This window comes from Sphingobium sp. (assembly GCF_036170395.1).
Taxonomy (GTDB): Bacteria; Pseudomonadota; Alphaproteobacteria; order Sphingomonadales; family Sphingomonadaceae; genus Sphingobium.
Genome location: NZ_JAVHPD010000047.1, coordinates 1 through 22,400 on the forward strand (window position 1 = coordinate 1; position 22,400 = coordinate 22,400).

Below are 22,400 nucleotides of genomic sequence, written 5' to 3' on the forward strand. Positions count from 1 at the left end.
CGGCGCGCGGCGAAGGCGACCAGCAGCCCTTCGGCGCGCGCGGCATTGCCCGACGCGGCCTGCGCCTCCACGGTGATGCGGTTGAGCCGTTCCTCCAGCTGCACGACGCGCGTGTCGAGCATCTGCGCGGCGTCGGCAGTGAGCGGGCGAGGGGCCACGCCCGTCGCCGCGACCGTGCCCACCATTGGCGTCGAAACGGCGGCCTGCGGCTTCGCGCCGCCGAAACGCTGCTGGATCTGCGGCCAGGCCCAGACGGTGACGCCCACGCCCACGGCAAAGGCGATCAGCAGCAGGATCAGCATGGGCAGCAGGCTGCGCCGACGCGGCGCGGGCGCGGGAGGCGTCACACCGATGCTGCCAGCCTCACCCACCTCGCTCATGCGGACCCTTTCGCCTGTCATTGCCCCGTCATTCGCATAATCGCGCGGCAAGGGCCAGCATCTCATCGTCGTCGGGCCGTCCGGCCGCCTGCGCGCTCGCCCAGCCGTCGCCGCAGGCCGCCAAGGCCGCCTCGCTGATCGCCACCAGATGCAGCATCGCGCGCCGCGCCTCGCCGATCTGCGCCGCCAGCCGCTCGCCCGCGCGCGGCGAATGGACCAGCAGCACCGCGCCATCGACCGCTTCGGACAGCAGGCGCGGATCGGGCGGCGTCGCGGTCATGCTGTAAACGGCAATGCGGGTCACGATAAGCCCGCTGCTGTCCATCGGCGCGACCGTGGTGCCGGCCAGATGCAGCAGCCGCCGATGCCCATCCCCCGCGATCCGCGCGGCAATCGCGCTGCCGTCCCCCGATCCGGCGACGACATCGGCAAAGCCCACCTGCTCCAATGCCCGCGCAGTCGCCGTGCCCACCGCATAGGCCGGCAACGCCCGATAGCGCGCCAGCCCCGGCCCCGCGAGCCGCGCCGCATGCGCGCTGGTCAGCAGCAGCGCGTCGAAATCATGGCGGTCTGGCGGCGTCCAGGCGATCGGCTCCGGCGCGAACAAGGGCGCCAGCCGCGCGTCCAGCCCCAGCGCCATCGCCCGCGCGGCGGTGGCGTCCGCGCCGGGCTGCGGTCGCAGGATCAGAACGCGGCTCACCCCTCGAACAGGCTGCGCAGCGCCGGGCTCGCCCGCTCCAGCAGCGCGCACCCCACAGCCGCCCCGCCAGCCAGATCGCCGCGCGCCAGCCTTGCTTCCTCGCGCACCGTCTCGGTCCCGTCCGGGCTGATGATTTCGGCGCGCAGGTGAAGCGCGTCCCCCTCGACCACCGCCAAAGCGGCGATCGGCGAATGGCAGGTGCCGCCCAATCCTTTCAGCACCGCGCGCTCCAGCATCACCGCGTCGAATGTATCGCGATGGTTGATCGCGCCGAGCGCCTCCAGCACCGGGTCATTGCCCGCCAGCGTCTCGATCCCCACAGCCCCCTGCGACGGCGCGGGCAGCGTCGTCTCGATCGCCATTGCGACGCCAATCCCGTTTTGCCCGAGCCGGTCGAGCCCCGCCGCCGCCAGCAACGTCGCATGAACCTCGCCCGCCGCCAGCTTGGCAAGCCGCGTCGCCACATTGCCGCGAAACAAAGTGATGGTCGCATCGGGCCGCAGCCGCTTGACCTGCGCGGCGCGGCGCGGCGAACTGGTGCCGACGATCGGATGGGCGGGCAGCGCGTCGAAGCTCTCCGCCCCCACCAGCCGGTCGCGCACATCGGCGCGGGGCAGCATCGCCGCAACCCTGAAAATATCGGGCCGGATCGTCTCGACATCCTTCATGCTATGCACGGCAAAGTCGATCTCGCCCGCTGCCAGCGCTCGGTCCAGCTCCTTGGTCCACAGCGTCTTGCCGCCGATTTCGGCCAGCGCCCGGTCCTGAATCCGGTCGCCGCTGGTCTGGACGGGCACGATTTCAACCGCCCCCTCGCGCCAGCCATGCGCCGCGATCAGCGCGGTCGCGGCCATGCGCGCCTGCGCCAGCGCCAGCGGCGATCCTCTGGTGCCCAGGCGCAACGGTCGTGTCGTGAACAGCATATGCGGCTTGCTCTAATGACCGGCGGCATTAGATGGAAGCGGCAATGACCATCATCCTCGGCCTGGAATCGAGCTGCGACGAAACCGCGGCAGCGCTGGTGACGGCCGATGGCCGCATCCTCGCGCATCGCCTCGCCACGCAGGAGGAAGCGCATCGCCCCTATGGCGGCGTCGTACCCGAAATCGCGGCCCGCGCGCATGTCGAGGCGCTGACGCCATTGGTGGAGGCGGCGCTGGCCGACGCGCAGATGACGCTGGCGGATGTGGACGTGATCGCCGCCACCGCCGGGCCGGGTCTGATCGGCGGGGTGATGGTGGGCCTCGTCACCGGCAAGGCGCTCGCCCATGCGGCGGGCAAGCCGCTGGTCGCGGTCAACCATCTGGAGGGCCACGCCCTTTCCCCGCGCCTCGCCGATCCGTCGCTGCAATTCCCCTATCTGCTGCTGCTGGTGTCGGGCGGCCACTGCCAGCTTCTCTATGTTCGCGGGCCGGGCGACTATGCGCGGATCGCCACCACCATCGACGATGCGGCGGGCGAGGCGTTCGACAAGACCGCCAAGCTGCTCGGCCTTGGCTATCCCGGCGGGCCTCGGGTCGAGAAGGCGGCAGCGCAGGGCGATTCCAAAACCGTGCCGCTGCCGCGCCCTCTGGTCGGCACGGCGGAGCCGCATTTCTCTTTCGCCGGCCTCAAAAGCGCGGTGATGCGTGCGGTCCAGTCCGGGCGATATTCGACCGAGGATATCGCCGCCTCCTTCCAGCAGGCGGTGATCGATTGCCTGGTCGACAGGACCGACAAGCAGTTGAGCTGGTGTCAAGATATGAGCGCCTTGGTCGTCGCAGGTGGCGTTGCTGCAAATCAGGCCGTTCGTTCGGCTCTGGAAACCTTGGCTGCTGAACATGGTGTTCCCTTCGTCGCGCCGCCGCTATGGCTCTGCACCGACAATGCCGCGATGATCGCCTGGGCCGGGGCGGAGCGCTATGCCGCCGGGCTGGTTGATGATCTGACCGTGCCGGCACGGCCACGCTGGCCGCTCGACCCGGCGGCGGAAAAGGCGCGGGGAGCGGGGGTGAAGGCATGAAGGCGGGAGTCATCGGCGCGGGCGCGTGGGGCACGGCTCTGGCGCAACTCATGGCGGCGGACGGGCGGGATGTCGCGCTCTGGGCGCTCGAACCCGACGTGGTCGATGCGATCAACGGCGCGCGGGAGAACCCGCTCTATCTGCCCGGCATCCCGCTCGCCCCCTCGATCCGCGCGACCGGCGCGATAGCGGAGCTTGTCGACTGCGACCTGCTGCTGGTCGTCAGCCCGGCCCAGCATCTGCGCTCCGTGGTCGCCCAAGCGCCGGAAGGCGTGCCGCTGGTCCTCTGTTCCAAGGGGATCGAGGCCGGCACCGGCCTCCTCATGTCCGAAGTCGCGGCGCAGGCGCAGCCCGCCTCGCCCATCGCCGTCCTCTCCGGCCCCACTTTCGCGCATGAAGTGGCGAAGGGGCTGCCCACCGCGATCACGCTCGCCTGCGAGGATATTGCCCTTGGCCAGCGCCTCGCCGCGCGCATCGCCCGGCCCTCCTTCCGCCCCTATGTCTCGGACGACGTCATCGGCGCGGAGATTGGCGGCGCGGTCAAGAATGTGCTCGCCATCGCCTGCGGCGTCGCGGAGGGAGCGGGGCTCGGCCTCAACGCCCGCGCTGCGCTCATCTCACGCGGCTTTGCCGAAATGACGCGCTTCGGCCTCGCGCGCGGCGCGCGGGCGGAAACGCTGGGCGGCCTATCGGGCCTCGGCGATCTCGTCCTAACCTGCTCCTCCACCAATTCGCGCAACTTCTCGCTCGGCAAGGGGCTGGGCGAGGGGGCAAGCGCCGCCGACCTGCTCGCCAACCGCCGCACCGTGGCGGAGGGTGCGCATACAGCGCCCGTCCTGCGGGATGCCGCGCGCGCTGCGGGTGTGGAGATGCCGGTTGTCGAGGCGGTATGCGCGCTGCTCGCCGACGCCGCGCCGCTTGGCCACGTTATCGACGCGCTGCTCGCGCGTCCGCTGCGGCCCGAATAAGCCGTCGCGCCTTCGCCCGAAACCGCCTACAACCCTCGCCCAGCCATGACCCAGGCCCCCCACCCCCTTTCGGCGAGCGATCGCATCTTGCCCGATGACGGCGACGACATCGCTGCGCTGGCGAAGGGCGGGCGGACCAATATCTTCGGCTTCCTGTTGCGCCTCGCCGCGCGGCTGCCTTTCCTCTTCATCGCCGGGCGCTGGTATGGCGCGGACGCGCTCGGGCGTTTCGCTTACGCCGTGCTGGTGGTGGAGTTCGTGGCGCAGATTGCGACGCTCGGGCTCAAGCGCGGCCTTGCCGGCGCGCTGGCGCAGACCGAGCGGCCCCATGCCCATGTCGTCACCGACGCGATGGCCGTGACCTTCGCCGCCGCTTTGCTGGGATCGGCGATCCTCGTCGCCTTCCCGCAGGCGATGTTCCCCAACAGCGCGATCAACGGCCTCGACCGGCTGCTCGCGCTGACGGTCATCGCGGTCGCCGGATCGGACGTGGCGCTCGCTGCCTGCGCCTATCGCTTCGACGTTGGCGCGACCGTGCGCGCGCGCTCGATCATCGAGCCGTGGGCGATCAGCATCGGCGCGTTCGCCTTCGCTTTCTATTCGACCCGCGACGGCCTCATCCTGTCCTATGCCGTGTCGATGATCGCCGCTTTGGTCGCCTCGCTCATTCCCATGACCCGCCATTATGGCGTTCCCCATGGCTGGCGACCCGACGCGCGGCGCTTGTGGCTGCTCGCCCGGCGCAACCTGCCGCTCGCTGCCGCCGACGGGGTGGAGTGGGGATCGCGCCGGCTCGACATGGCGATCCTCGGCCTCTTCGTCAGTCCCGCCGCGATCGGCATCTATTATGTCGCGCAGCAGGTCGCCTCGCTGCCGCAGAAGCTCAAGACCAGCTTCGACCCTATCTTAGGCCCTGTCATCACCCGCAATCTCGCCGAAAACAACCTGGCCGCCATCGCTCGGCAGGTGAGCCAGGTCGGATTCTGGATCATCGCCGCGCAGGCGGGCATCGCGCTCGCGCTCGGGATACCCGGCGAAGCGGTGATGGGCCTTGTCGGTCCGCATTTCGTCGGCGGCACCGGCGCGCTCGCCTTTCTGCTGCTGGCCGAAGTGATCGCGGCGACAGCGGTCGTCAGCGAATCGGCGCTGGTCTATATCGCCCGGCACCGCAACCTCATGATCTCGCTCGTCATGATCGGGCTCCAGGCGGGGTTCAGCTTTGCGCTGATCCTTGCAGCCCGGCGTATGCAGCTGCCCGTCATGTGGATCGCCGCCGCGCCCGCGCTCGCGCTCTGCCTGGCGCTGGGGGTCAGCGCCTTCGTCAAGGCGCGGCTGCTCTCGCGCCTGCTCGGCGCGCCAATCAATGCCTGGCGCTGGCCGCTGCTGAGCGCCGCTGGCGTCGCCTGCCTCGTCGGCGCGGCCTTCGTCGCGCTGCCGCCGCGCTTCGAGTGGGTCGAACTCGCGGTCGGCGTCTGGGCGATCCTCGCCGCTTACGGCGTCGTCATCTGGCGCTGGGGCTTCGGGCCGGAGGACCGCACCCTGTTCCGCAAGCAGAAGCCCGCTTAAGCGAACAGCCGGTCGCGGATCACGCCGAGATCATCCTCCGGCCGCGCGCCCCAGTGGGAAATGACCTCTGCCGCCGCCGCCGCGCCCAGCGCAAGGCAATCCTCGACGCTGCGCCCGTCGATATGGGCGGCCAAAAAGCCGGCGGCGAACAGGTCGCCCGCGCCGGTCGTGTCGATGATCTGGCTGACGGCAGCGGCCGGCGCTTCGTGCCGCACCCTATCGACGATCGCCACCGCGCCCTGTTCGCCGCGGGTCGACACCAGCACCGGCACCTTGTCTGAAAACCGCGCCAGCGCGCCCTCGAAATCCTCGACCTGCGCCAGCGACCGGATCTCGCCCTCGTTCGAGAAGAGAATGTCGATGAGGCCATTGTCGATCAGGTCGATGAAGTCGGCACGATGCCGGTCGATCACGAAATTGTCGGACAGGGTGAAGGCGACCTTGCGGCCCGCGCTCTTCGCCGCGTCGATCGCGGCGCGCATGGCGGCGCGGGGCTGCTCGGGATCCCAGAGATAGCCTTCCAGATAGAGGATGCCCGCCGACCGGATCATGTCGAGGTCGAGCGCTTCCGCCGGCAGGAACTGCGATGCGCCGAGGAAGGTGTTCATCGTCCGCTGCGCGTCGGGCGTCACAAGGATGAGGCAGCGGGCGGTGGGCACGTCGCCCTGGCGCGCCGGCGTGTCGAAGCGGATGCCGAGCGCCCGCACGTCATGCGCGAACACCGCGCCGAGCTGATCGTCATTGACCTGGCCGATGAAGCCGCATTTTTTCCCCAGCGCCGCCAGCCCCGCCAGCGTGTTGGCCGCCGATCCGCCGCTGATCTCCTTCGCCTGGCCCATGTCGGCATAGAGGGTCTCCGCCATGGCGGCGTCGATCAGCTGCATCCCGCCCTTGGTCAGCGCATGTTGGGCGAGGAAAGCGTCGTCGCTGCGGGCGAGCACGTCGACGATGGCGTTGCCGATGGCGACGACGTCCAGAGTGGGGGCAGCGGTCACGCAAATTCCTTCGGGCTGTTCGTAAATCGCGCCGTGTCTAGCCATCGCCGCGCGCCCGTGCAACGCCGCTGATTGACGCGGGCGGCGGGGGAGGGGATAGCTTGGCCCATGGTCCTGACCGCTGCCCTGCGCGCCATCCCCTCGCTCTTCCATGGCGCGACCTTGCGTCTGCTCGGCAAGACATTGGCGCTGACCCTGCTGCTCTTTGCCGCGCTGGCGGCTGGCCTCTGGGCGGGATTCCATGCGCTGCGGCTGTGGCTCGGCTGGGGCGGCGGCGGGCTGGCCGAGGCGACCGCGACGGTGATCGCGGTGATCGCGGCGGGATGGCTGCTGTTCCGGGCGACGGCGATGGCGGTGATGGGGCTGTTCGCCGACGACATTATCGAAGCGGTGGAGCGCGACGCCTATCCCCATGTCGCCGCCCGGCCGGTGGGGTGGGGGCGCAGCCTGCGCTTCGCGCTCGCTTCGCTCGGGCGGACGATCGGCTGGAACCTGCTGGCGCTGCCCGCCTATCTCCTGCTGCTGCCGACTGGGGTGGGCGCGCCGGCGCTGCTCGTGACCTTGAACGCCTATCTGCTGGGCCGCGACATGGCCGACATGGTGGAGCCGCGTCATCCCGCCCTCCCGCCGATCGGGCGGCGCAGCCGGTGGCTGATGGGCCTCGTCCCGGCGCTTCTGTTCCTGGTGCCGCTGGTCAACCTGCTTGCGCCGATCTTCAGCGCGGCTATGGCGGTGCATATGCTGCTCGGGCGAAAGATTTCCGCATGATCCTCCGCATCGGGCTGAGCGCTCTGCTGGCGCTGCCGCTCGCCGCCTGCGGCGCGGGGACGATCGTGCCGCCCGCCGCTTCGGTCGCCCCGCCGCCGGGGCCGCCGGCCAGCGCCTTCATGAAGCAGGGGCCGCTCCTCGGCTCGGACGCGCGGGGGTTGAACCAGATGTTCGGCCAGCCCCGGCTCGACATTCGCGAGACGGGCGTGCGCAAGCTGCAATATGGCAATGGCCGCTGCGTGCTCGACGCCTATCTCTATGCGCCCGCCAAGGGCAAGGAGCCGGTCGTCACCCATGTCGATGCGCGCACGCCGACCGGCGTCGATGTCGATCCGGCGACCTGCGCGACGGCATTGCAGGCGAAATAGGCCCGCCCAAGGTCACACCGGCGAAGTATACACTGTCGTCGGCTATTTTCGGCCCAAAGCCCCTGCGACGCCTCCGCGACGCGCTCGCGACGCGCCTGAAGCGCGACAAAAGCTTTTTGAGTGTCGGACAAGAGGTTTTGTAGCACTTCGCCATTCCCTCAGAAGCCTCTAAGCGGGTCCGAAAGCATCCTTGAGAGCTCGCCACGCGAGCGCTGCAGCCAAGCTGCAAACCCCGTTACCGGCTCCCCTGGTCCGGTCCAGCCGATCGGCCATCCCATCATCAGTTCGTAAAACAGCGGGTTGCAGGTGAGGCCAGCGAGAGAGGACTTGCGCCCATGCGTGAAGCTCACCCGGACCCGGAGCGAACAAGGGGATGTCGAAAACGTCGAAACCCCGAGCGCCTTGAGAACCAGCCACAGCTGGGTCCAGGCACGGCTCGCATTCTCTAGCGAAATTTGCCCGCCGCTCGTCTCCGATATCTCGGCAGGACTTGCCGGTTGCACCGACCCGTTGTGCACGATCAGGTCCGGCATATAGCCCGCGTCCGACGCCGTCGGCGTGGGCCAGGAGGAAGAGGCGGCGTCGCCGGTGGCTTGCGCCAACTTCTCGCGCCGTGAACAGTCCCGCCTTAACGCTGTAGCCCATGCGTTGAAGGTCTCTGACGACGTCGGACAATCCCAGAGAGAGGTGCCCTTCGACATTTTCGCAGAACACCCAAGGGGCCTCCATTTCGCCGGCGATGCGGGCGACGTGAGGCCAGAGGTGACGCGGGTCGTCTGCTCCTTTGCGATTGCCGGCGGTGCTGAACGGCTGGCACGGGTAGCCGGCAGAGACGATATGAACCTTTCCACACCAAGGTCGGCCGTCGAAGGTTCGCAGGTCGTCCCAGACAGGAGCCGGAGCCAAGGACGTGTCTTCCATCCGCGCCACGAGAGTGGCCGCAGCATGGGCTTCCCGCTCGACATAACACACAGTCCTATATCCGGGTTCGGCGATGTGGAGCCCGAGATCGAGCCCCCCGTAGCCTGCGCAAAGTGAGACGCCCCGTATTTCGGCATTTTCGGAACATGAAGCCACAATTTCATTCCCCTGGTGCCGCTCCGATTGCGGTCGTTTGGGGGCTCAAGGGCCTCATGATCGTGTATCGTCGACAACGCCGACATTTGATTTCGATGTCAGCAGCGATAGCGGCCGAGGCGGCTTTGAACAATAAGGCCCGGCAACCCGGACATCTGAACTCTTCCTTCACACTTTGCACCTCAAAAGCCCAACCGCCGGGGTGCCCGGTGGCGGGGATCGACTGCGCCTGATCAGCGCTGAGATGCAGGCTCATCCCCTGCGGTTGAGGGGCGTTGGCGCGCCCCTTGCCCCCCGCCTGATCGGCGGGGCATCCGTTCAATATTGCTCGATGAAGCTCACCGTCGTCGTCGCCGAGCAGGCGGCGTAGATCGCCGCGCCAGTGTCGAGGGTCAGCGAAGCCCCCACGGTCGCAGGCAGCGGGAAGCCGGTTGTTGTCGTGACGCCCGTATTGCCGAAGGCGCAGGTATTTGCCGCGCCGACCGAAAGCATGATCTTGCCCCGGCCCGACCGCGACGCCGCAACGAGCGTGCTGGAGGTGCCCACGCTTACCTGCCCGGTGGCGATCGCGCCGGTCCCCTTGCCCACTACGTAGAGGCCGGTGGTATCGCCCCGCGCGCGATCCCAGCTGGTTCCGTTGAACACGAAGGGCGCGGACCCGAGGATCAGGCCGGTGGTGGTCCGCCGCCTCGATGCCGCACAACCGGAATGCGGCTTCCTCCAAATTCCAGCTATCGGCGGCGATTCCCGCCCGCTTCAGCTTGGCGAGGATCGCGTCGCACAGCCGGACCTTGAGCGCATGGACATAGGTCGCCTTGGACAGCCCCTTGACCGACTGGTCCCAGCCGTGGCGCTCCGCCATGGCCTTCAGCGCCTCGATCAGCTTGTCGGCCTCGCTCTGTTTGGCCCATTGCAGCCGCTGGCATTTGAGCTGGCGCGTGGAGAAATGTTCCAGCGCCTTGTCGTCGCGGATCGCCGCCTGGGGATCGATGTCGATCGCGCACAGATGCGCGAGGCAGATCCACAGCACCCGCGCCTTGCGCGCCATCGGATGATCGGCGCGGGCCGTTGCGCCGGGCTTGCGCGGCTTGGCTTGTGCGGAAAAGCCAATCCGGCGAAATTCGGCCGCGAGCCGCTCCAGTTCCGCCGTGGTGCAGTCCTTTGCGGACATGCGCCCGGTCGCGCGCATCAGCACGGCGCGATAATCATCATCATCCATGCCGAGCTGCTTGGTGGCGATCTTGGCGACCGCGATCAGCTTGCGGCGGCGGGGATCGGCCGCGAAGGTCGCGGGCTTGGCGAGAGCGTTCATCGGATCAATCCTCCTGAAGGTCGCGGAAATGGTCGCGCAGCCGGTCGGTCAGCCGCTTGAAGGCAGGATCGGTGGCGCGAAATTCCTCGGCGCGGCGGCGTGCATCGACGATGGTCGAATGGTCGCGCTGGCCAAGCACCCGGCCGATGACCGTGGTGCTGCCGAGCTTCAGCTCGATCGCGAGCCAGCAGACGGCGGCGCGTGGCCGAAAGAAGGCGCGCGACCGGCCCGGCCCGCAAATGTCGCGGGGGGAGACGCCCATATACCATCCGACCAGATCGACGACGTTGGCGATCGCTTGGCCCTGAGGCACCGGGGGGATGACCAGCCGCGCCACCATCAGGTTAAGCGCGGCGCGAGTGGCGGGATCGAGCGCGCTCATTGTCCGCCTCCCAGCCCTAGCGCCAGGACGAGCATCGCCATGATGACGGCGATCGCGACGGCGAGGCCATAGGCCAGCGACGCGCGCTCGATTGCGGACAGGGGCGCGCCGGTCACCGGATCGGTCAGCAGCGCGCGCAGCGCCTTGTCGATCAGCCCGCTCATTGCGCACCGCCGATCGCCCGCGCGCGCGCCGCCAGCGCCTCCAGGTCGGCGGCGAGCCGGCCGGGACCATAGAGGAAATTGCCGAGCCGCTGGCTCAGCGCATTCAGCTCGGCCGCCAGCTTTTCCATATTGTCGGCCTTGCCGATCTGGCCATGCTCGATCAGCATCTGCGCGCGATGGCGGGCATAGTCGGACACCCGCCCGCGCCGCCGCCAGTTCTGGATGCAGCTTTTGTTGACCTTCAGCACATCGGCCAGCGCTACGTCCGTCCGCACGCCCATTGCAGCCTTCAGGGCGTCGATCTCGGCCAGCGGGATCATGCCGCAACCGCTCCCTTGGCGCGCTGCATATGCGCGGCCTGGACGTGCTTCAGCATCAGCTCGCTATTCTCGCCCCGCGCCAGCATCACCGCGATTTCCATCGTGTAGGTGGCGCTGCGCAGCGCGCCGGGCTGAAGCGCGATCCTGTGCAGGAACTTGAGGATATCCTCTGACTGGACGTTCCACGCGGCGGCGAACGCTTCGACATCGTCGCGCAGCGGCTGGGCGCGATAGTCGCTGAGGCCCACGCGGCTCGACAGCTGGGCGAACTCGGCCTTTCGCACCCCGCCGTTCATGCGGGAAATGACGCTTTCGTTGCCGAGTAGCGCGATCCCGACGCCCGTGCGGTCATACCAGCTGCGCACCACCTCGATCTGCTCGATGTCGAGATGCTGGGCTTCGTCCAGGATCAGCAGGCCCTGGCTGTCGCGCAGCTTGTTCGCGACATAGGCGGACAGCTTCTGCGCGCCGATCGGCGGGGTGAAGTCGCGCATCGCCATCAGGACCGCGATGCACAGCGCCGAGATGGAGTTGACCGACTTGTCGAATTCGACGTGCCAGACATTGCTGGCGCGCGCGGCATATTCCTTCGCCGCCTCTGTCTTGCCGGTGCCCGCGCCGCCGGCCCACACGCAGATGCGCCCGCGCGTCTGCGCCCAGCTCAGCAGGTTCATGATGTCGAGCGCGGTCCGCGTCTCGAAGAAGCTCGGGATGTCCGGCGCTTCCAGCGACAGCTCGCTCTGGCGGTTGAGCGTCTGGCGATAACGATAGATCAGCTTGGCGATCTCGCCATTGCCGCCCGCATACGGGCCGCCATTATATTTGCCGCCGCCGAACAGCGAGAGCGTGCTGCTCTTGCGCCCAATCGGCTGAGTGAGCTGCGACCAGGCGAGGCCGGTAACGGCCTTATGCTCAAGCAGCCAGGCGCGCTGGTCGGCGATGAAGTCGTCCGTCTCCTCTATGTCGTTCACGTTGTTCATGCTAATCATCCTTTCGCTTCGCGGCGTTTGGACCGTGGCGGCGGGCTACCAACGCGACCGCCACGGCCACTCAATCGACCAGGCGCAACCGCCCCAGGGCGGTCCCGAACTGGCCCATGAAATCATCGGTGAGAGGCGCCTCAGCGCCTTCTGAAACAGGCTTGAGCGCGGCGGCCGACTGGCCGCGATGGCGGGTCGGCCGCAGCACGGCGGGTTGCGGCATCGGTGTTTCGACCGTCTCCACCCGCATCCGCGCCGCGACTTCCTCGGCCCCGATGACGCGCTCGATCTCGCCGACGCGCTTGATCGCCTTCCGCATGTCGCCGCGCAGCTTCGCGTGGCGCTTGGCCGCCGCCATGTCGTCGAAGCGCGAGGCGTCCCAGCGTTCGGCGCTGCAGATGAAGCGACCGCCATTGTCATAGGCATGGACCGGCCGGCTGAGATCGTCGGGATCGAAGCGCACCGTCAACATCTGGCCCGCGTGCAGGCTCAGTTCCGGCGTCCAGTAGCGGTCGCCCGATGTCAGCATGACCGACCCGTTCTTGCGGTCTGCCTTGATCTGCTCGCCGGTCAGCAGCGCCAGGCGCAGATGCTCCTCGGTCGCCCGTCCGATCGGCGACCGGGCGTAGCTGTCGGCGAAGGTCTGCGCGAAGCTGCCCCCGTTCGTCGTCTCGGTGCGGCGGCCCGTGCGCTCATTGTGGATACGCATGCCCTGTTCGACGATGGTCAGGAAATGGTCGAGCGGCACCGCCGTCTCGCGATAATTTTCCGGCTTGTTATCGACATGGTTGCCCGACCAGGCTCCCGCGCAGCGCGGGTCCTTCGCGATCATGTCGGCGACATCGCGCCAGGCGCGCTCGATCGGTTTCGACTGGCCCGAATAGGGCAGCGTCCAGTGGACCGTGACGCCGAGTGCGGGCAGCAGACCGAGCGGTTCTTCCTCGCGGACGCGAAAGCGGAAGCGGTTTGATATGCCGCCGCTGATCCACTTCGAGGCGAAGGCGCGGCCATTGTCCATGTAGCAGTGGCCGGGAATGCCGTGGCGCTTGAACAGGTCAGCGAAGGCCAGCCGGGTCAGCAGCGCGCTTTCGGTGTCGCCCAGTCGCCATGCCAGCATCATGCGGCTGTAAAGGTCCTGGATGCCCACCAGGATCGGCCGCTCGATCCGCCCGTCGGGGAATCGCACGAACACATCGAACTTGTGCCCGTCGACATTGACGCTGTGCATGGCGTGCAGATGCGCGACGCTGCGCTTCTGCGCCGGCACCATGTCCTTGATGACATCCTTGCCCTTGCGCCGGGCGATGACGAATCGCGGGTCGAGTTCGCGCTCCAGCTTGCGATAGAGCGTCTTTTCCGACGGCAGGCTGATGCCGCGCGGCATTGCGTAAAGATGAAGCGTCCGCCAGTAGCAGCTCGAAAAGGTCGGCGCTTCGGGACGCAGATATTCGCCCAGCAACTGGTCCCACGCGCCTTGGTCGACCTCGGCCTCTTTGCCGCCGCCCTTCCGGCGCGGGGCGAGCGCAGGAAGCCTGTCGGCCCGCGCCACGCCTTTTACGGCGGCGAGGTAATTGTAGATCGTGCCGGCGCTGTCCTTGACCGACTGGGCGGCGGCGCTGACTGCCGCCGTCTTGTTCATGCCGGTCGCGACAAGGCGCTCCACCATGTCGATGATCGCGGCGCGGCGCAGCGCCTCGGCCTTCACCTTGTCCGTTTGCAGGTCGAACCATGCCCAGCCATGCGCCTGCGCCGCGATCGTTACCGCCTCCTCGTCATTGGCGGGCACCCAGGCGACGCCGCGCTTGACCAGCTCGCCCTTGGCCGCATCGGGCAGAAGCGACAGGTGATATTCCAGGCCGCCGCCGCGCCCCTTGCGAGGGCGCGCCAGGGCGACGCCATTCTCATCGACGCGCAGCGCCCAATTCTCGATGTCGGCCCGCTCGTTCACCTTGCGTTTCGTCCTCGGCAGGCCCGGCAGCGCGAAACCGGCGATTTCCGCAGCCGTGAACCAGATTTTGCTGCCCCCCAATGCGATCATTTGCGGCGATTCCTCGTTATCGTTGGGTGGAGCCGCTCGATGATTTTGAGCTGCTGGCTGAGCTGGGAAATTTCGCTGCGGATGTGGCTGGCCTGGGCGGCGTAGATTTCGTCGCCATCGAGCACCGAGACGCCGATGTCGCGCAGCTCGCGGTCGAGCAGATCGGCGCGGTGCGTGACAGCCACCAGCGCCTTCATGCGCCCGAAGCTGATATTATGCTCCTCACGCGAGGGGGCGGCGTAGGCGTCAAGCATCCCCTTGCCGATCTTGTAATTGAGCAGGACGCTCATTTCGGCCGCTATGACGCTGCGGTCGCGATCATCCTTCTTCAGAATTTCCGCGACCGTGCGCGCGGTGCGCGCATCGACCCCCGCCAGCGCCGCTGGCAGAGTGGGGCGCATCGGCACGCTCCAATCGAACGGGAGCTGATCGGGATGCGGGATGCGCGCCTTAGCCAAGGGTCGGCTCCCACCGGATGACGACGCCGTCGAATCCGCCCTCGCCATGCTCACGCAGCCAGAAGGCCCCCATCGCTAGGAGGGCGCTCTCGCCGTCCTTTTCGGCCCGGAAGCCATCCTGGTAAGCGAACGCATCCATATCGAAGAGGCCCAAGGAGACGCCCTCGATCTCGATCGACTTGATGAGCAGCGGCCACCCTCGATCGACGACGATCTGGATAGGCCGCACGTCGCGGCAGATTGGGTCGCAGTCGAGCAGCTTGCGGCAATGCTTGGTCCGCATGGCGGTATAGAGCTGGATCGGCTCACCCGGTCGCGCGTGACGGGCGCGATTCCCGCGCACGGTTTGCCGCTTTTCCAGCGCCACGATCGGCCCGGCGAACTGCGCCTTGAAGGAATAGGCGACCATTATTGCAGCCCCCGGAGGGCGTTCATGGTCAGGTCGAGCTGCTCGGCGAACTGGCTGCGCCGGACCTCGAACAGGTCGAACATGCGCTGAATATCGGCGATCTCATGACGCCACAGCTGCGCCGCGACCTGTTCCAGCGTGAAGCGAAAGACCGACCTCGCGACGAACACGGCGACCTGGCGCGCAGCCACCACCTGCCAATTGCCGTCACAGCTTCGAACGGACGCCGGCAGCACCTTGAACGCCATTGCCGCCGCCTGGATGATGTCGGCGACGGTGACGCCGCGCTTTTGCAGAGCGCGGCCCGCCCGGATCGCGGCGAAATCCGCCTCCAGATCGACGACGACGCGGCGCAGGCGGAACACCTCGCCCAGCAGGCCGGACAATATCTCGCGCTGGTTCCGGTCGGGCCAATAATGGAGCAAGAAATCGCCGGCCCGAAACTCGGCGCTGTCCACGTCGGCGCGCCGGTCCATCCACTCGATCAGGCGATCGCATGCGCCAGTGTCGAGCGCCTCGGGAGCGGGTTTGAGGTTGGGCGCAGACATCAGAGCCGCACTCCCCGGCGCTCAAGCTCCACAATCATGGCCTGCGTTGCCACCGCCCGCAAATTGACGCCGGGAAGCGACAGCCCCCGCGACCGGCCCCGATTGGATCGAAGATGGCCGTCGCGTATCAGCGCCTTGACGATCTTGAACACAGCGCTACGCGACCGGAGGCCCAGCGCGTCGCCCATCTCGACATAGCTGGGGCTGACCCCGGTCGCTTCGATGCGCGCGCGCACGAACTCCAGCAAAATGACCTGATGCTGCGTCACTTCGCGCCTCCCTTGTCGGGGCGCGGCGGTACGCTGCCGAGCATCCGCGCGACGGCGGCGCTGTCGAGCACAACCGGCGCGTCCTTGACGTTGGAGGTCGGCCCGAAATAGCCGTAGAAGGTGATGTAGCGCGGCTTACGCATCCTCAGTCCCTCATCATGTGGCGGCAGTCCCAGGCGCGAAAACCGCCCTGGATGGCTGCGCCATCGTCCATCATGTCGGCGGTGCGGGCGGCGACTTGCGCGCAGGCGCGTTCGCGCAAGGCGACGCGGATCGCGACCTTGCGGCGGCGTAGCTCCAGGATGGAGCAGCCGGCCGCCGTCGCCTCCTCGAATTCGGCACGCGCGCGGTGGAAGCGCTCGGCCTGGGCGGATGGCTCGGTCATGCGGCGGCCCTTTCGGCGCGCTCAATTGTCAGGCTGGGCGACCAGTCCATAAATCGGTCATCAATGGTGAAGATGACGCAGGGGCCGGGATGGCCGTCTTGAATGTATGAATGGATCGCGAAATCCACCTCGAGCAAGTCGAAGACAATGTCTGGGACTATCCTCCCGCCAGTTAGTCGATCGACTTGGCAAGGGGGTGCGGGGTAGCTCCCGTTGCGAACGATGCTCATGCGGCCATCTCCAGCTGGGGAAGCACGCCCACCCGACGCAGGTCGAACAGCCGGTCGATGACCTTCTGCTCTGGCGCGCGGGGCGGGATGATGCGGGTCACGGTGTCGGGCTTGGGGATATGCCGGTCCCAAACATACCAGGCATAATCCGTTTTCCCGCGCCGCCAGGCGGTGGGCCGGCCGGTCGCCGGATCGATATCGGCCAGCGCCGTGCCGGGCGGCATCGACGGGCGATCGCAGAATTCGAGGATCTGGAGCGGCGGGAAGCGCTGGAAGAAATCGAAGCGCTTCTCGCTCGCCCGCCAGCGGATCGGCAGCAGCGCGCACACCTTGCCCGACGCCACCGACAGCGCCCGGCGCACGCACCGCTCGGCAATGTCATCGGCATAGCTGTAGGGCGGGTTGAAGACGATCGAAAGCATCGCCCAGCTTTCCAGCATGTGGCGCTGCTCGCCGATCATGTCATGCTCGCCAAAGAACAGGTGCGCCGGCTCGGTCGGTAGCCAGCGGTCGACCAGATCGGTGCCGACCGCGTCGAACCCTGCCGCCGCGAAGGCGGTGGGTATGGTCCCCAGTCCGCAGCACGGGTCCCACACCAGATAGTCGCGGTCGAACGCGACCATCCGCATCAGCGCCTGGACGGTCCATGTCTGCTCGACATACCAGTCCTGCGGATGCCGATCAGGGCGGAGCGCGGCGGTCACTTCGCCGTTTCCTTGGCAATGCGGCGCTCAGCCGCGCGAACCCAGGCACCGAGCAGATGATTTTCGCTGGTGCAGCTGGCCGTGACCCCCGCAAGCCTTAGATGGTCGGAGCCGCAATTGTAGCGCCTGCGCGCGCCGCGTTCGCGAACCAGCGCATCCACGATCTTGCAGGGCGACTCCCCGCTGTCGAGGCTCATGCGAATGTCGGCAACCAAGGTGCGCAGCTCGGCAACACTGCTCATGCCGCGCCCCTTTCATCAAGATAGCGGCAGCCTTCGTCGGTCAGCGTCCATATCTTGCTGCTGTGGAGCCGTCCGTTTACTCCGAAGGCGAGCGTTTCTGAAACGAGCTTCTGCTGCGAGAGTTTGACTAGGTCGATCGTGGACCAGGGGGCGACAATCACGCCCTTCGCCAAGGTTTCCAAGAGGCCGATCTGCTTCTTTGTCAGGTGGCGCGTCACAGCATCCTCCCATTGGCATAGGTGACGCGCTCGCCATCGGCGGCGATCGCGACGGTGGTCATCGCCTCGGCCGTTGTGGCACGCGCGGTGCGCAGATGTTCGCAGCAGTTCTGGAAAGCGACTTGGTAAGCGGCATTGGCGGCGGCCTGCTCGACGCGCGGCTTGCAATCCCGTCGGGCGTTCATCGCCGCGCGCCATGCCCCCCAGAGCGCATCGCGAAGGGCGCGCGGCAGGCTGAAATAATGGCCCTTGCAGAAGAGCTGCCCCTTGCCGACCGGCACGTCGCAGCCCTCGGCGGAACAGAGGACATCGGCCTTGTAGAAGGTGCGGCGGATCACTTCGCGCCTCCCTTCAGCCCGAGCTTCATGGCCTGCTCACGGCGTTCTTCGGCGTGATTGGGGGCGACCAGGGGATAGTCTGCGGGCAGCCCCCATTTGGCGATATACTGGCCCGGCTGCAGGCCGTGGGCGGAACGAAGATGGCGCTTCAACTGCACCTCGCGCGCGCCGCATTCCAGGCAGGCGATGTAGTCAGGCTTGACCGAGGCGCGCAGCGGCACGGCCGGCGTCGGCTTCTCGGCGGGCGCGGCTGGCGCATCCGGCACCGCCAGTCCCTCGGCCTGCATCCGCGCGACGATGGCATCGCGCATCGCCTCCAGCGCGCTCGGCTTGATCGTATCCGCAAACGCTGGTGCCCAGCTGCGCTGCTGTTCGGCGGACAGCCGCGCGATGTTCGCGCCGGCATTGTCCATATACTTCGTCGCCCCGGTCGCGGCCGGCGCCGATCCGCCCGGCCGGCCCGGCTGCCGCTTCGTCCTGGCCGCGTTCGTCGGCCTCGCCATCGCCGCCTTTCTCGCCAGCCTGGTTCTGTCGATCCTGGGCGACTGAGCGCCAAAAAAATTCGGCCCAGTTCGATCAGCCCAAACCTGCCGCACACCCTCGCCGCGGCTGGCATTATCCGCGCATTTCCGCCGATTTTTGGAAGTGGGACCTCCCGCGCAAACTGGGACCTCCATGGTCCCACTTCTTTTTGCCCCATTCATGGCGTCGCGCCCGTCCGCGCCCCTCTTATCCGCCTCTCAGAGGCCCGAAAATGGCGGATGAGAGCCATTTAAGCGCCAAGGGCCGCACATCCTCTAAAACCCTCTCAGAAGACGCCCACTCCAAACGCTCTGGTCCCACCCCTGTATATTTCGGCGACCACTCTAGACACAGCGCCCCGTGCTCCCCGATCGCCCAATTTTTTACAGCGCCCCCACAAAAGCACGGCAATCCGCCAATTCTGTCCCACGTAATCCCGGATTGTCGCGGATAATCCCGCCTCAACGCCCAATTCTTGGGGCGTCAAATCCCTCTAAATCCTTCTGTCCCCTTACAGCGCCCGTAAGGTATCGGTCGGGTCACTGTCGGGTCATGATGAGGCAACCGCAGGGTCACAACCGGGTCACAGGCACGCGCCTGTTGCGCGCCGGGGGGGGGGGCTGCGGTGCTGGACGAAGGGCGGGATCATCCAGGAGGATAGGGCATAGAAAATCCTACTAGGAAAGGCTTTTCCCGTCGCGTCTTCGTGCCCCCGCGCGAACCAGCTAACAGCCCTACTCCGTCATGCCGGGCTTGACCCGGCATCCCGCTTTCCTTTCTCGGAGGCGAGGAGAAGGAGCGGGATCCCGGCTCAGGGCCGGGATGACGGGGTCAATTCATGTTTTGAGCCGCGATATCGCCCAAGCCGCCGCTTCCGCCACCACCGGATCGGCATCCTGCGTCAACGGTTGTAGTCGCGCCAGCAGCCGCGCGTCGCCGCTGTTCCCTGCCGCGATCGCGGCGTTGCGGACCATCCGGTTGCGGCCGATGCGCTTGATCGGGGAGCCGGAGAAAATCTCCCGAAACGCCGCGTCGTCGAGGTCGAGCAGGTCGGCGAGCGCGGGCGCGGCCAGTTCCGCGCGGCCCAGGAACGCGCGGTTCGCCGCCCCCATGTCCGCAAACTTGTTCCACGGGCACACCGCCAGGCAATCGTCGCAGCCATAGATTCGGTTGCCGATCCCGGCGCGCAGATCGTGCGGGATCGGCCCCTTATGCTCGATCGTGAGGTAGGAGATGCAGCGCCGCGCATCGACCCGGTAGGGCGCGGGGAAGGCGTCGGTCGGGCAGGCGGTCTGGCAGGCGGTGCAACTGCCGCAATGATCGCTCTCCGCCGCGTCGGGCGCCAGCGCCAGCTCGCTGTAGATCGCCCCCAGGAACAGCCAGCTGCCATGGCTTCGGCTGACGAGATTGCTGTGCTTGCCCTGCCAACCCAGCCCAGCGCCTTGCGCCAACGGCTTTTCCATCACCGGCGCGGTATCGACAAAGACCTTGAGGCTGCCGGGCCGCTGCTCCACCAGCCAGCGGGCGAGGCTTTTTAGCCCCTTCTTGACGACATCATGATAATCCTTCCCCTGCGCATAGACAGAGATGCGCCCCCGGTCGCCCACGCCCTCCAGCGCCAGCGGATCGCGCCCCGGCGCATAGCTCATCCCCAGCATCACGACGCTGCGCACCTGCGGCCACAACTCTTTGGGCGACCCGCGCTGCGCGGCCCGCTCCTCCATCCACAGCATGTCGCCATGATGCCCGGCGTCCAGCCAGGCGCGTAGCCGCGCCGCCGCTTGCGGCGCAGCGTCGGCGGGTGCGATGCGGCAGGCGGCAAAGCCCAGCCGCGCGGCCTCATCCTTCAACCGCTGCTCCAAGGTTTCGGTTTGCACAGGCCCAGGTCCAGACTATCAGGGCGGGATGAACGGTGACGTCCCGGCCCCGGAAAGCCCCTATGCCGTCGAAGGCCATGGGCTTGTCAAGAATTTCGGCAGCTTCCGCGCGGTGGACGGCATCGACATCGCGGTGCCGGCCGGCGCGATCTACGGCATTCTCGGCCCAAACGGCGCGGGCAAAACGACCTTGCTGCGGACCCTGCTCGGCATCGTCGATCCCGATGAAGGGCATCGCGCGCTGCTGGGCGCGGATCAGCCGCTCAGGATGGCGCGGCAGGTCGGCTATCTGCCCGAGGAACGCGGCCTCTATCCCTCGATGAAGGCGGCCGAGGCGATCGCCTTCATGGGCGCCTTGCGCGGGCTGCCGCTCGCCGAAGGGCGCAGGCGGGGGCGGGCGCTGATGGAGCGGCATGGGCTGGGCGGCGCGATCGACAAGCCGATCCGGCAGCTCTCCAAGGGCATGGCCCAGACGGTCCAATTGTTCGGCACCATCGTCCATCAGCCGCGCCTCATCGTGCTGGACGAGCCCTTTTCCGGCCTCGACGCGATCAACCAGGAGAAGCTGGAGGCGCTGATCCGCGATCAGGCGCGGCGCGGCGTCACCATCCTCTTTTCCACCCATGTCATCGCTCATGCCGAGCGCCTCTGTGAACGGATCGCGATCGTCGCGGGCGGTCGCATCCGTTTCGAGGGCACGCCGGGAGAAGCGCGCGACCGGCTGCGACCGCAGGTGCGGCTGCGCACGCGCATGATCGACGGCGCATGGCGGCGGGCGCTGCCGGCGGATACGGTCGCCGACGACGGGGCATGGCATTTCGCGCTGCCCGAAGAAGGGATAGAGCCGCTGCTGCGCGCGCTGATAGACGATAAAGCAGGCATCGAAAGCCTGTCGATCGAGCGGCCGGGGCTGCACGACGCCTTCGTCGCCATCGCCGGGGCGGACGCGGCGCGGGCGATGGATGCGCGCGCGGAGGAGGAGGCGGCATGAGGGAACTCTGGCGCGCCGCCTTCGTCATCGCGCGGCGCGATTTCAGCGCGGTAGTGCTGTCGCGCACCTTCATCCTGTTCCTGTTGGGGCCGTTGCTGCCGATCCTGATCGGCTTCGCCTTCGGCGGCCTGGGTGAGCGGATCAGCAGCACCGACCTGCGCCCGATCGTCGGCCTTGCCATGCCGGCGGCGGACATAGCGGCTATCGAGCGCGCCCATGCGCGGCTGACCGAGCGGATGGGCGAGCGCGCGCTGCCGCGCCTGCGCCGCGTGCCGGCCAGCCCCACGCCGCGCGCGCAGCTGGCCCGCCCCGATTCGGCGGTGGTCGCGATCCTGTCGGGCAGCGTTTCCCGCCCGGTGCTGACCGGAAAGCCCGAGGATCTGGACAGGCTCCAGGGCGATCTCAGCCTCCTTGCCAGCGCGGCCAAGGCGGAAAAGACGCTGCGCCTCGTGAAGGTCGAGCGGCAGGAAGTGGCGACGAGCCTCGGCGCGCAGGCGCAGGCGCGGCTGTTGATCGGGCGGATCGCGCAGGTGGTGATGTTCTTCCTCACCATATTGCTGGCGGGCATGATCCTGTCCAATCTGGTCGAAGAAAAGACAAACAAGATCATCGAGATACTCGCCGCCGCCGTGCCGATCGACGCGATTTTCCTCGGCAAGCTGATGGCGATGCTGGCGATGAGCTTTGTCGGCATCGCCTTCTGGGGCGCGACCGCCTTCGGTATCTTCGCGGCGCTGGGCGGCCATGCGACCGCGCTGCCGACGCCGGCGGTGGGCTGGCCCCTGTTCCTGATCCTGTGCGTCCTCTATTTCGCCATGGCCTATACGCTGCTGGGATCGCTGTTCCTGGGGATCGGGGCGCAGGCGGCGACCGTGCGCGAGGTGCAGACGCTCAACATGCCGATCACCATGGGGCAGATGCTGATCTTCTTCTTCGCCAGCTACGCCGTCGATCATATCGGATCGCCGGCCGAGATCGCGGCCTGCCTCTTCCCCTGGAGTTCGCCCTTTACCATGATCGCGCGGGCGGCGCAGGACGGGGCGGTCTGGCCGCATCTGCTCGCGCTCGTCTGGCAGGCGGCGTTCGTGGCGCTCATCATCCGCGTCGGCGTGCTGCTGTTCCGGCGGCATGTGATGCAGTCGGGCGGGCGCTGGTGGAAGACGCTGTTCAGGCCGGCGACAGGCTGAGC

General features: G+C 67.6%; 31 protein-coding genes and 2 pseudogenes. 8 read left to right on the forward strand and 25 right to left on the reverse strand.

The window, feature by feature from the left end:
• The 3 genes and pseudogenes from V2B31_RS12240 to hemC all read right to left on the reverse strand — a co-directional run.
• A pseudogene (locus tag V2B31_RS12240) lies at nt 1-401 on the reverse strand (hypothetical protein); the annotation flags it as partial.
• A 7-nt stretch (nt 402-408) separates the two neighbouring features.
• Nucleotides 409-1,080, reverse strand: a complete 672-nt coding sequence (locus V2B31_RS12245; protein WP_328278875.1) for a uroporphyrinogen-III synthase — start codon at nt 1,078-1,080, stop codon at nt 409-411.
• Nucleotides 1,077-2,003, reverse strand: coding sequence for a hydroxymethylbilane synthase (hemC, locus tag V2B31_RS12250; protein WP_328278877.1), 927 nt, complete (start codon nt 2,001-2,003; stop codon nt 1,077-1,079). Before hemC ends, V2B31_RS12245 begins: the two co-directional genes overlap by 4 nt.
• Nucleotides 2,004-2,047: 44 nt before the next feature.
• Here hemC and tsaD point away from each other — a divergent pair, with 44 nt between their 5' ends.
• The 3 genes from tsaD to V2B31_RS12265 are packed head-to-tail and all read left to right on the forward strand — an operon-like array spanning nt 2,048 to nt 5,616.
• The gene (gene tsaD / locus V2B31_RS12255) at nt 2,048-3,082 is read left to right on the forward strand and encodes a tRNA (adenosine(37)-N6)-threonylcarbamoyltransferase complex transferase subunit TsaD (RefSeq protein ID WP_328278879.1); all 1,035 of its coding nucleotides are present in this window, start codon (nt 2,048-2,050) and stop codon (nt 3,080-3,082) included.
• A complete protein-coding gene (locus V2B31_RS12260) occupies nt 3,079-4,050 on the forward strand; it encodes an NAD(P)H-dependent glycerol-3-phosphate dehydrogenase (protein WP_328278881.1) in 972 nt (323 codons plus the stop codon). Before tsaD ends, V2B31_RS12260 begins: the two co-directional genes overlap by 4 nt.
• Before the next feature lie 45 nt (nt 4,051-4,095).
• A complete protein-coding gene (locus V2B31_RS12265) occupies nt 4,096-5,616 on the forward strand; it encodes a lipopolysaccharide biosynthesis protein (RefSeq protein ID WP_328278883.1) in 1,521 nt (506 codons plus the stop codon).
• Here V2B31_RS12265 and V2B31_RS12270 read toward each other — a convergent pair.
• The gene (locus V2B31_RS12270; protein ID WP_328278885.1) at nt 5,613-6,611 is read right to left on the reverse strand and encodes an adenosine kinase; all 999 of its coding nucleotides are present in this window, start codon (nt 6,609-6,611) and stop codon (nt 5,613-5,615) included. The two genes, V2B31_RS12265 and V2B31_RS12270, sit on opposite strands and share 4 nt — an antisense overlap.
• 108 nt (nt 6,612-6,719) lie before the next feature.
• Here V2B31_RS12270 and V2B31_RS12275 point away from each other — a divergent pair, with 108 nt between their 5' ends.
• Nucleotides 6,720-7,379, forward strand: coding sequence for an EI24 domain-containing protein (locus V2B31_RS12275; protein WP_328278887.1), 660 nt, complete (start codon nt 6,720-6,722; stop codon nt 7,377-7,379).
• Nucleotides 7,376-7,747 (forward strand): hypothetical protein, encoded by a 372-nt coding sequence (locus V2B31_RS12280; protein ID WP_328278889.1) that lies wholly within the window; start codon nt 7,376-7,378, stop codon nt 7,745-7,747. The genes V2B31_RS12275 and V2B31_RS12280 overlap by 4 nt, the downstream gene beginning before the upstream one ends.
• Before the next feature lie 158 nt (nt 7,748-7,905).
• Here the strand turns inward: V2B31_RS12280 and V2B31_RS12285 are convergent, their stop codons facing one another.
• The 20 genes and pseudogenes from V2B31_RS12285 to V2B31_RS12375 form a co-directional block, all read right to left on the reverse strand.
• The gene (locus tag V2B31_RS12285; RefSeq protein ID WP_328278891.1) at nt 7,906-8,349 is read right to left on the reverse strand and encodes a hypothetical protein; all 444 of its coding nucleotides are present in this window, start codon (nt 8,347-8,349) and stop codon (nt 7,906-7,908) included.
• A gap of 13 nt (nt 8,350-8,362) precedes the next feature.
• A pseudogene (locus V2B31_RS20060) lies at nt 8,363-8,824 on the reverse strand (DNA cytosine methyltransferase); the annotation flags it as partial.
• Between the two features lie 4 nt (nt 8,825-8,828).
• Nucleotides 8,829-10,136 carry a regulatory protein GemA gene (locus V2B31_RS12290; protein ID WP_328278893.1) on the reverse strand — a complete coding sequence of 436 codons (1,308 nt, stop codon included), beginning with the start codon at nt 10,134-10,136 and terminating at the stop codon, nt 8,829-8,831.
• Nucleotides 10,137-10,140: 4 nt separating this feature from the next.
• Nucleotides 10,141-10,518 carry a helix-turn-helix domain-containing protein gene (locus V2B31_RS12295; RefSeq protein WP_328278895.1) on the reverse strand — a complete coding sequence of 126 codons (378 nt, stop codon included), beginning with the start codon at nt 10,516-10,518 and terminating at the stop codon, nt 10,141-10,143.
• A complete protein-coding gene (locus V2B31_RS12300; protein WP_328278897.1) occupies nt 10,515-10,682 on the reverse strand; it encodes a hypothetical protein in 168 nt (55 codons plus the stop codon). Before V2B31_RS12300 ends, V2B31_RS12295 begins: the two co-directional genes overlap by 4 nt.
• Nucleotides 10,679-11,002: a helix-turn-helix domain-containing protein gene (locus tag V2B31_RS12305; protein ID WP_328278899.1), complete on the reverse strand. Its 324-nt coding sequence runs from the start codon at nt 11,000-11,002 to the stop codon at nt 10,679-10,681. Before V2B31_RS12305 ends, V2B31_RS12300 begins: the two co-directional genes overlap by 4 nt.
• Nucleotides 10,999-11,982: an AAA family ATPase gene (locus tag V2B31_RS12310; protein WP_328278901.1), complete on the reverse strand. Its 984-nt coding sequence runs from the start codon at nt 11,980-11,982 to the stop codon at nt 10,999-11,001. The genes V2B31_RS12305 and V2B31_RS12310 overlap by 4 nt, the downstream gene beginning before the upstream one ends.
• Nucleotides 11,983-12,052: 70 nt before the next feature.
• Complete coding sequence (locus tag V2B31_RS12315; protein WP_328278903.1) at nt 12,053-14,020, reverse strand: transposase domain-containing protein; 1,968 nt, start codon at nt 14,018-14,020, stop codon at nt 12,053-12,055.
• Entirely contained in the window at nt 14,017-14,478 is a 462-nt protein-coding gene (locus tag V2B31_RS12320; protein WP_328278905.1) for a hypothetical protein, read from the reverse strand. Before V2B31_RS12320 ends, V2B31_RS12315 begins: the two co-directional genes overlap by 4 nt.
• Nucleotides 14,471-14,887 carry a hypothetical protein gene (locus tag V2B31_RS12325; RefSeq protein ID WP_328278907.1) on the reverse strand — a complete coding sequence of 139 codons (417 nt, stop codon included), beginning with the start codon at nt 14,885-14,887 and terminating at the stop codon, nt 14,471-14,473. Before V2B31_RS12325 ends, V2B31_RS12320 begins: the two co-directional genes overlap by 8 nt.
• Complete coding sequence (locus V2B31_RS12330; RefSeq protein ID WP_328278909.1) at nt 14,887-15,435, reverse strand: hypothetical protein; 549 nt, start codon at nt 15,433-15,435, stop codon at nt 14,887-14,889. Before V2B31_RS12330 ends, V2B31_RS12325 begins: the two co-directional genes overlap by 1 nt.
• Nucleotides 15,435-15,704 (reverse strand): LexA family protein, encoded by a 270-nt coding sequence (locus V2B31_RS12335; RefSeq protein WP_328278911.1) that lies wholly within the window; start codon nt 15,702-15,704, stop codon nt 15,435-15,437. Before V2B31_RS12335 ends, V2B31_RS12330 begins: the two co-directional genes overlap by 1 nt.
• Nucleotides 15,701-15,847, reverse strand: coding sequence for a hypothetical protein (locus V2B31_RS12340; RefSeq protein ID WP_328278913.1), 147 nt, complete (start codon nt 15,845-15,847; stop codon nt 15,701-15,703). The genes V2B31_RS12335 and V2B31_RS12340 overlap by 4 nt, the downstream gene beginning before the upstream one ends.
• Before the next feature lie 2 nt (nt 15,848-15,849).
• The gene (locus V2B31_RS12345; RefSeq protein ID WP_328278915.1) at nt 15,850-16,089 is read right to left on the reverse strand and encodes a hypothetical protein; all 240 of its coding nucleotides are present in this window, start codon (nt 16,087-16,089) and stop codon (nt 15,850-15,852) included.
• Nucleotides 16,086-16,319: a hypothetical protein gene (locus V2B31_RS12350; RefSeq protein ID WP_328278916.1), complete on the reverse strand. Its 234-nt coding sequence runs from the start codon at nt 16,317-16,319 to the stop codon at nt 16,086-16,088. Before V2B31_RS12350 ends, V2B31_RS12345 begins: the two co-directional genes overlap by 4 nt.
• Complete coding sequence (locus V2B31_RS12355) at nt 16,316-17,023, reverse strand: hypothetical protein (protein WP_328278918.1); 708 nt, start codon at nt 17,021-17,023, stop codon at nt 16,316-16,318. Before V2B31_RS12355 ends, V2B31_RS12350 begins: the two co-directional genes overlap by 4 nt.
• Nucleotides 17,020-17,265: a hypothetical protein gene (locus V2B31_RS12360; RefSeq protein ID WP_328278920.1), complete on the reverse strand. Its 246-nt coding sequence runs from the start codon at nt 17,263-17,265 to the stop codon at nt 17,020-17,022. The genes V2B31_RS12355 and V2B31_RS12360 overlap by 4 nt, the downstream gene beginning before the upstream one ends.
• The gene (locus V2B31_RS12365; protein ID WP_328278922.1) at nt 17,262-17,483 is read right to left on the reverse strand and encodes a hypothetical protein; all 222 of its coding nucleotides are present in this window, start codon (nt 17,481-17,483) and stop codon (nt 17,262-17,264) included. Before V2B31_RS12365 ends, V2B31_RS12360 begins: the two co-directional genes overlap by 4 nt.
• Complete coding sequence (locus V2B31_RS12370) at nt 17,480-17,821, reverse strand: hypothetical protein (RefSeq protein WP_328278924.1); 342 nt, start codon at nt 17,819-17,821, stop codon at nt 17,480-17,482. The genes V2B31_RS12365 and V2B31_RS12370 overlap by 4 nt, the downstream gene beginning before the upstream one ends.
• Nucleotides 17,818-18,234 carry a MucR family transcriptional regulator gene (locus V2B31_RS12375; RefSeq protein ID WP_328278926.1) on the reverse strand — a complete coding sequence of 139 codons (417 nt, stop codon included), beginning with the start codon at nt 18,232-18,234 and terminating at the stop codon, nt 17,818-17,820. The genes V2B31_RS12370 and V2B31_RS12375 overlap by 4 nt, the downstream gene beginning before the upstream one ends.
• Between V2B31_RS12375 and V2B31_RS12380 the strand changes: the two genes are divergently transcribed.
• On the forward strand, nt 18,227-18,370 hold the full coding sequence (locus V2B31_RS12380; RefSeq protein WP_328278928.1) for a hypothetical protein: 144 nt from the start codon (nt 18,227-18,229) through the stop codon (nt 18,368-18,370). The two genes, V2B31_RS12375 and V2B31_RS12380, sit on opposite strands and share 8 nt — an antisense overlap.
• A gap of 809 nt (nt 18,371-19,179) precedes the next feature.
• Here the strand turns inward: V2B31_RS12380 and queG are convergent.
• Nucleotides 19,180-20,205, reverse strand: a complete 1,026-nt coding sequence (gene queG, locus V2B31_RS12385) for a tRNA epoxyqueuosine(34) reductase QueG (RefSeq protein WP_328279259.1) — start codon at nt 20,203-20,205, stop codon at nt 19,180-19,182.
• Between the two features lie 43 nt (nt 20,206-20,248).
• Between queG and V2B31_RS12390 the strand changes: the two genes are divergently transcribed.
• Both V2B31_RS12390 and V2B31_RS12395 read left to right on the forward strand, forming a co-directional pair.
• A complete protein-coding gene (locus tag V2B31_RS12390; RefSeq protein ID WP_328278930.1) occupies nt 20,249-21,211 on the forward strand; it encodes an ABC transporter ATP-binding protein in 963 nt (320 codons plus the stop codon).
• Nucleotides 21,208-22,398 carry an ABC transporter permease gene (locus V2B31_RS12395; protein WP_328278932.1) on the forward strand — a complete coding sequence of 397 codons (1,191 nt, stop codon included), beginning with the start codon at nt 21,208-21,210 and terminating at the stop codon, nt 22,396-22,398. The genes V2B31_RS12390 and V2B31_RS12395 overlap by 4 nt, the downstream gene beginning before the upstream one ends.
• The last annotated feature ends 2 nt before the right edge of the window (nt 22,399-22,400 follow it).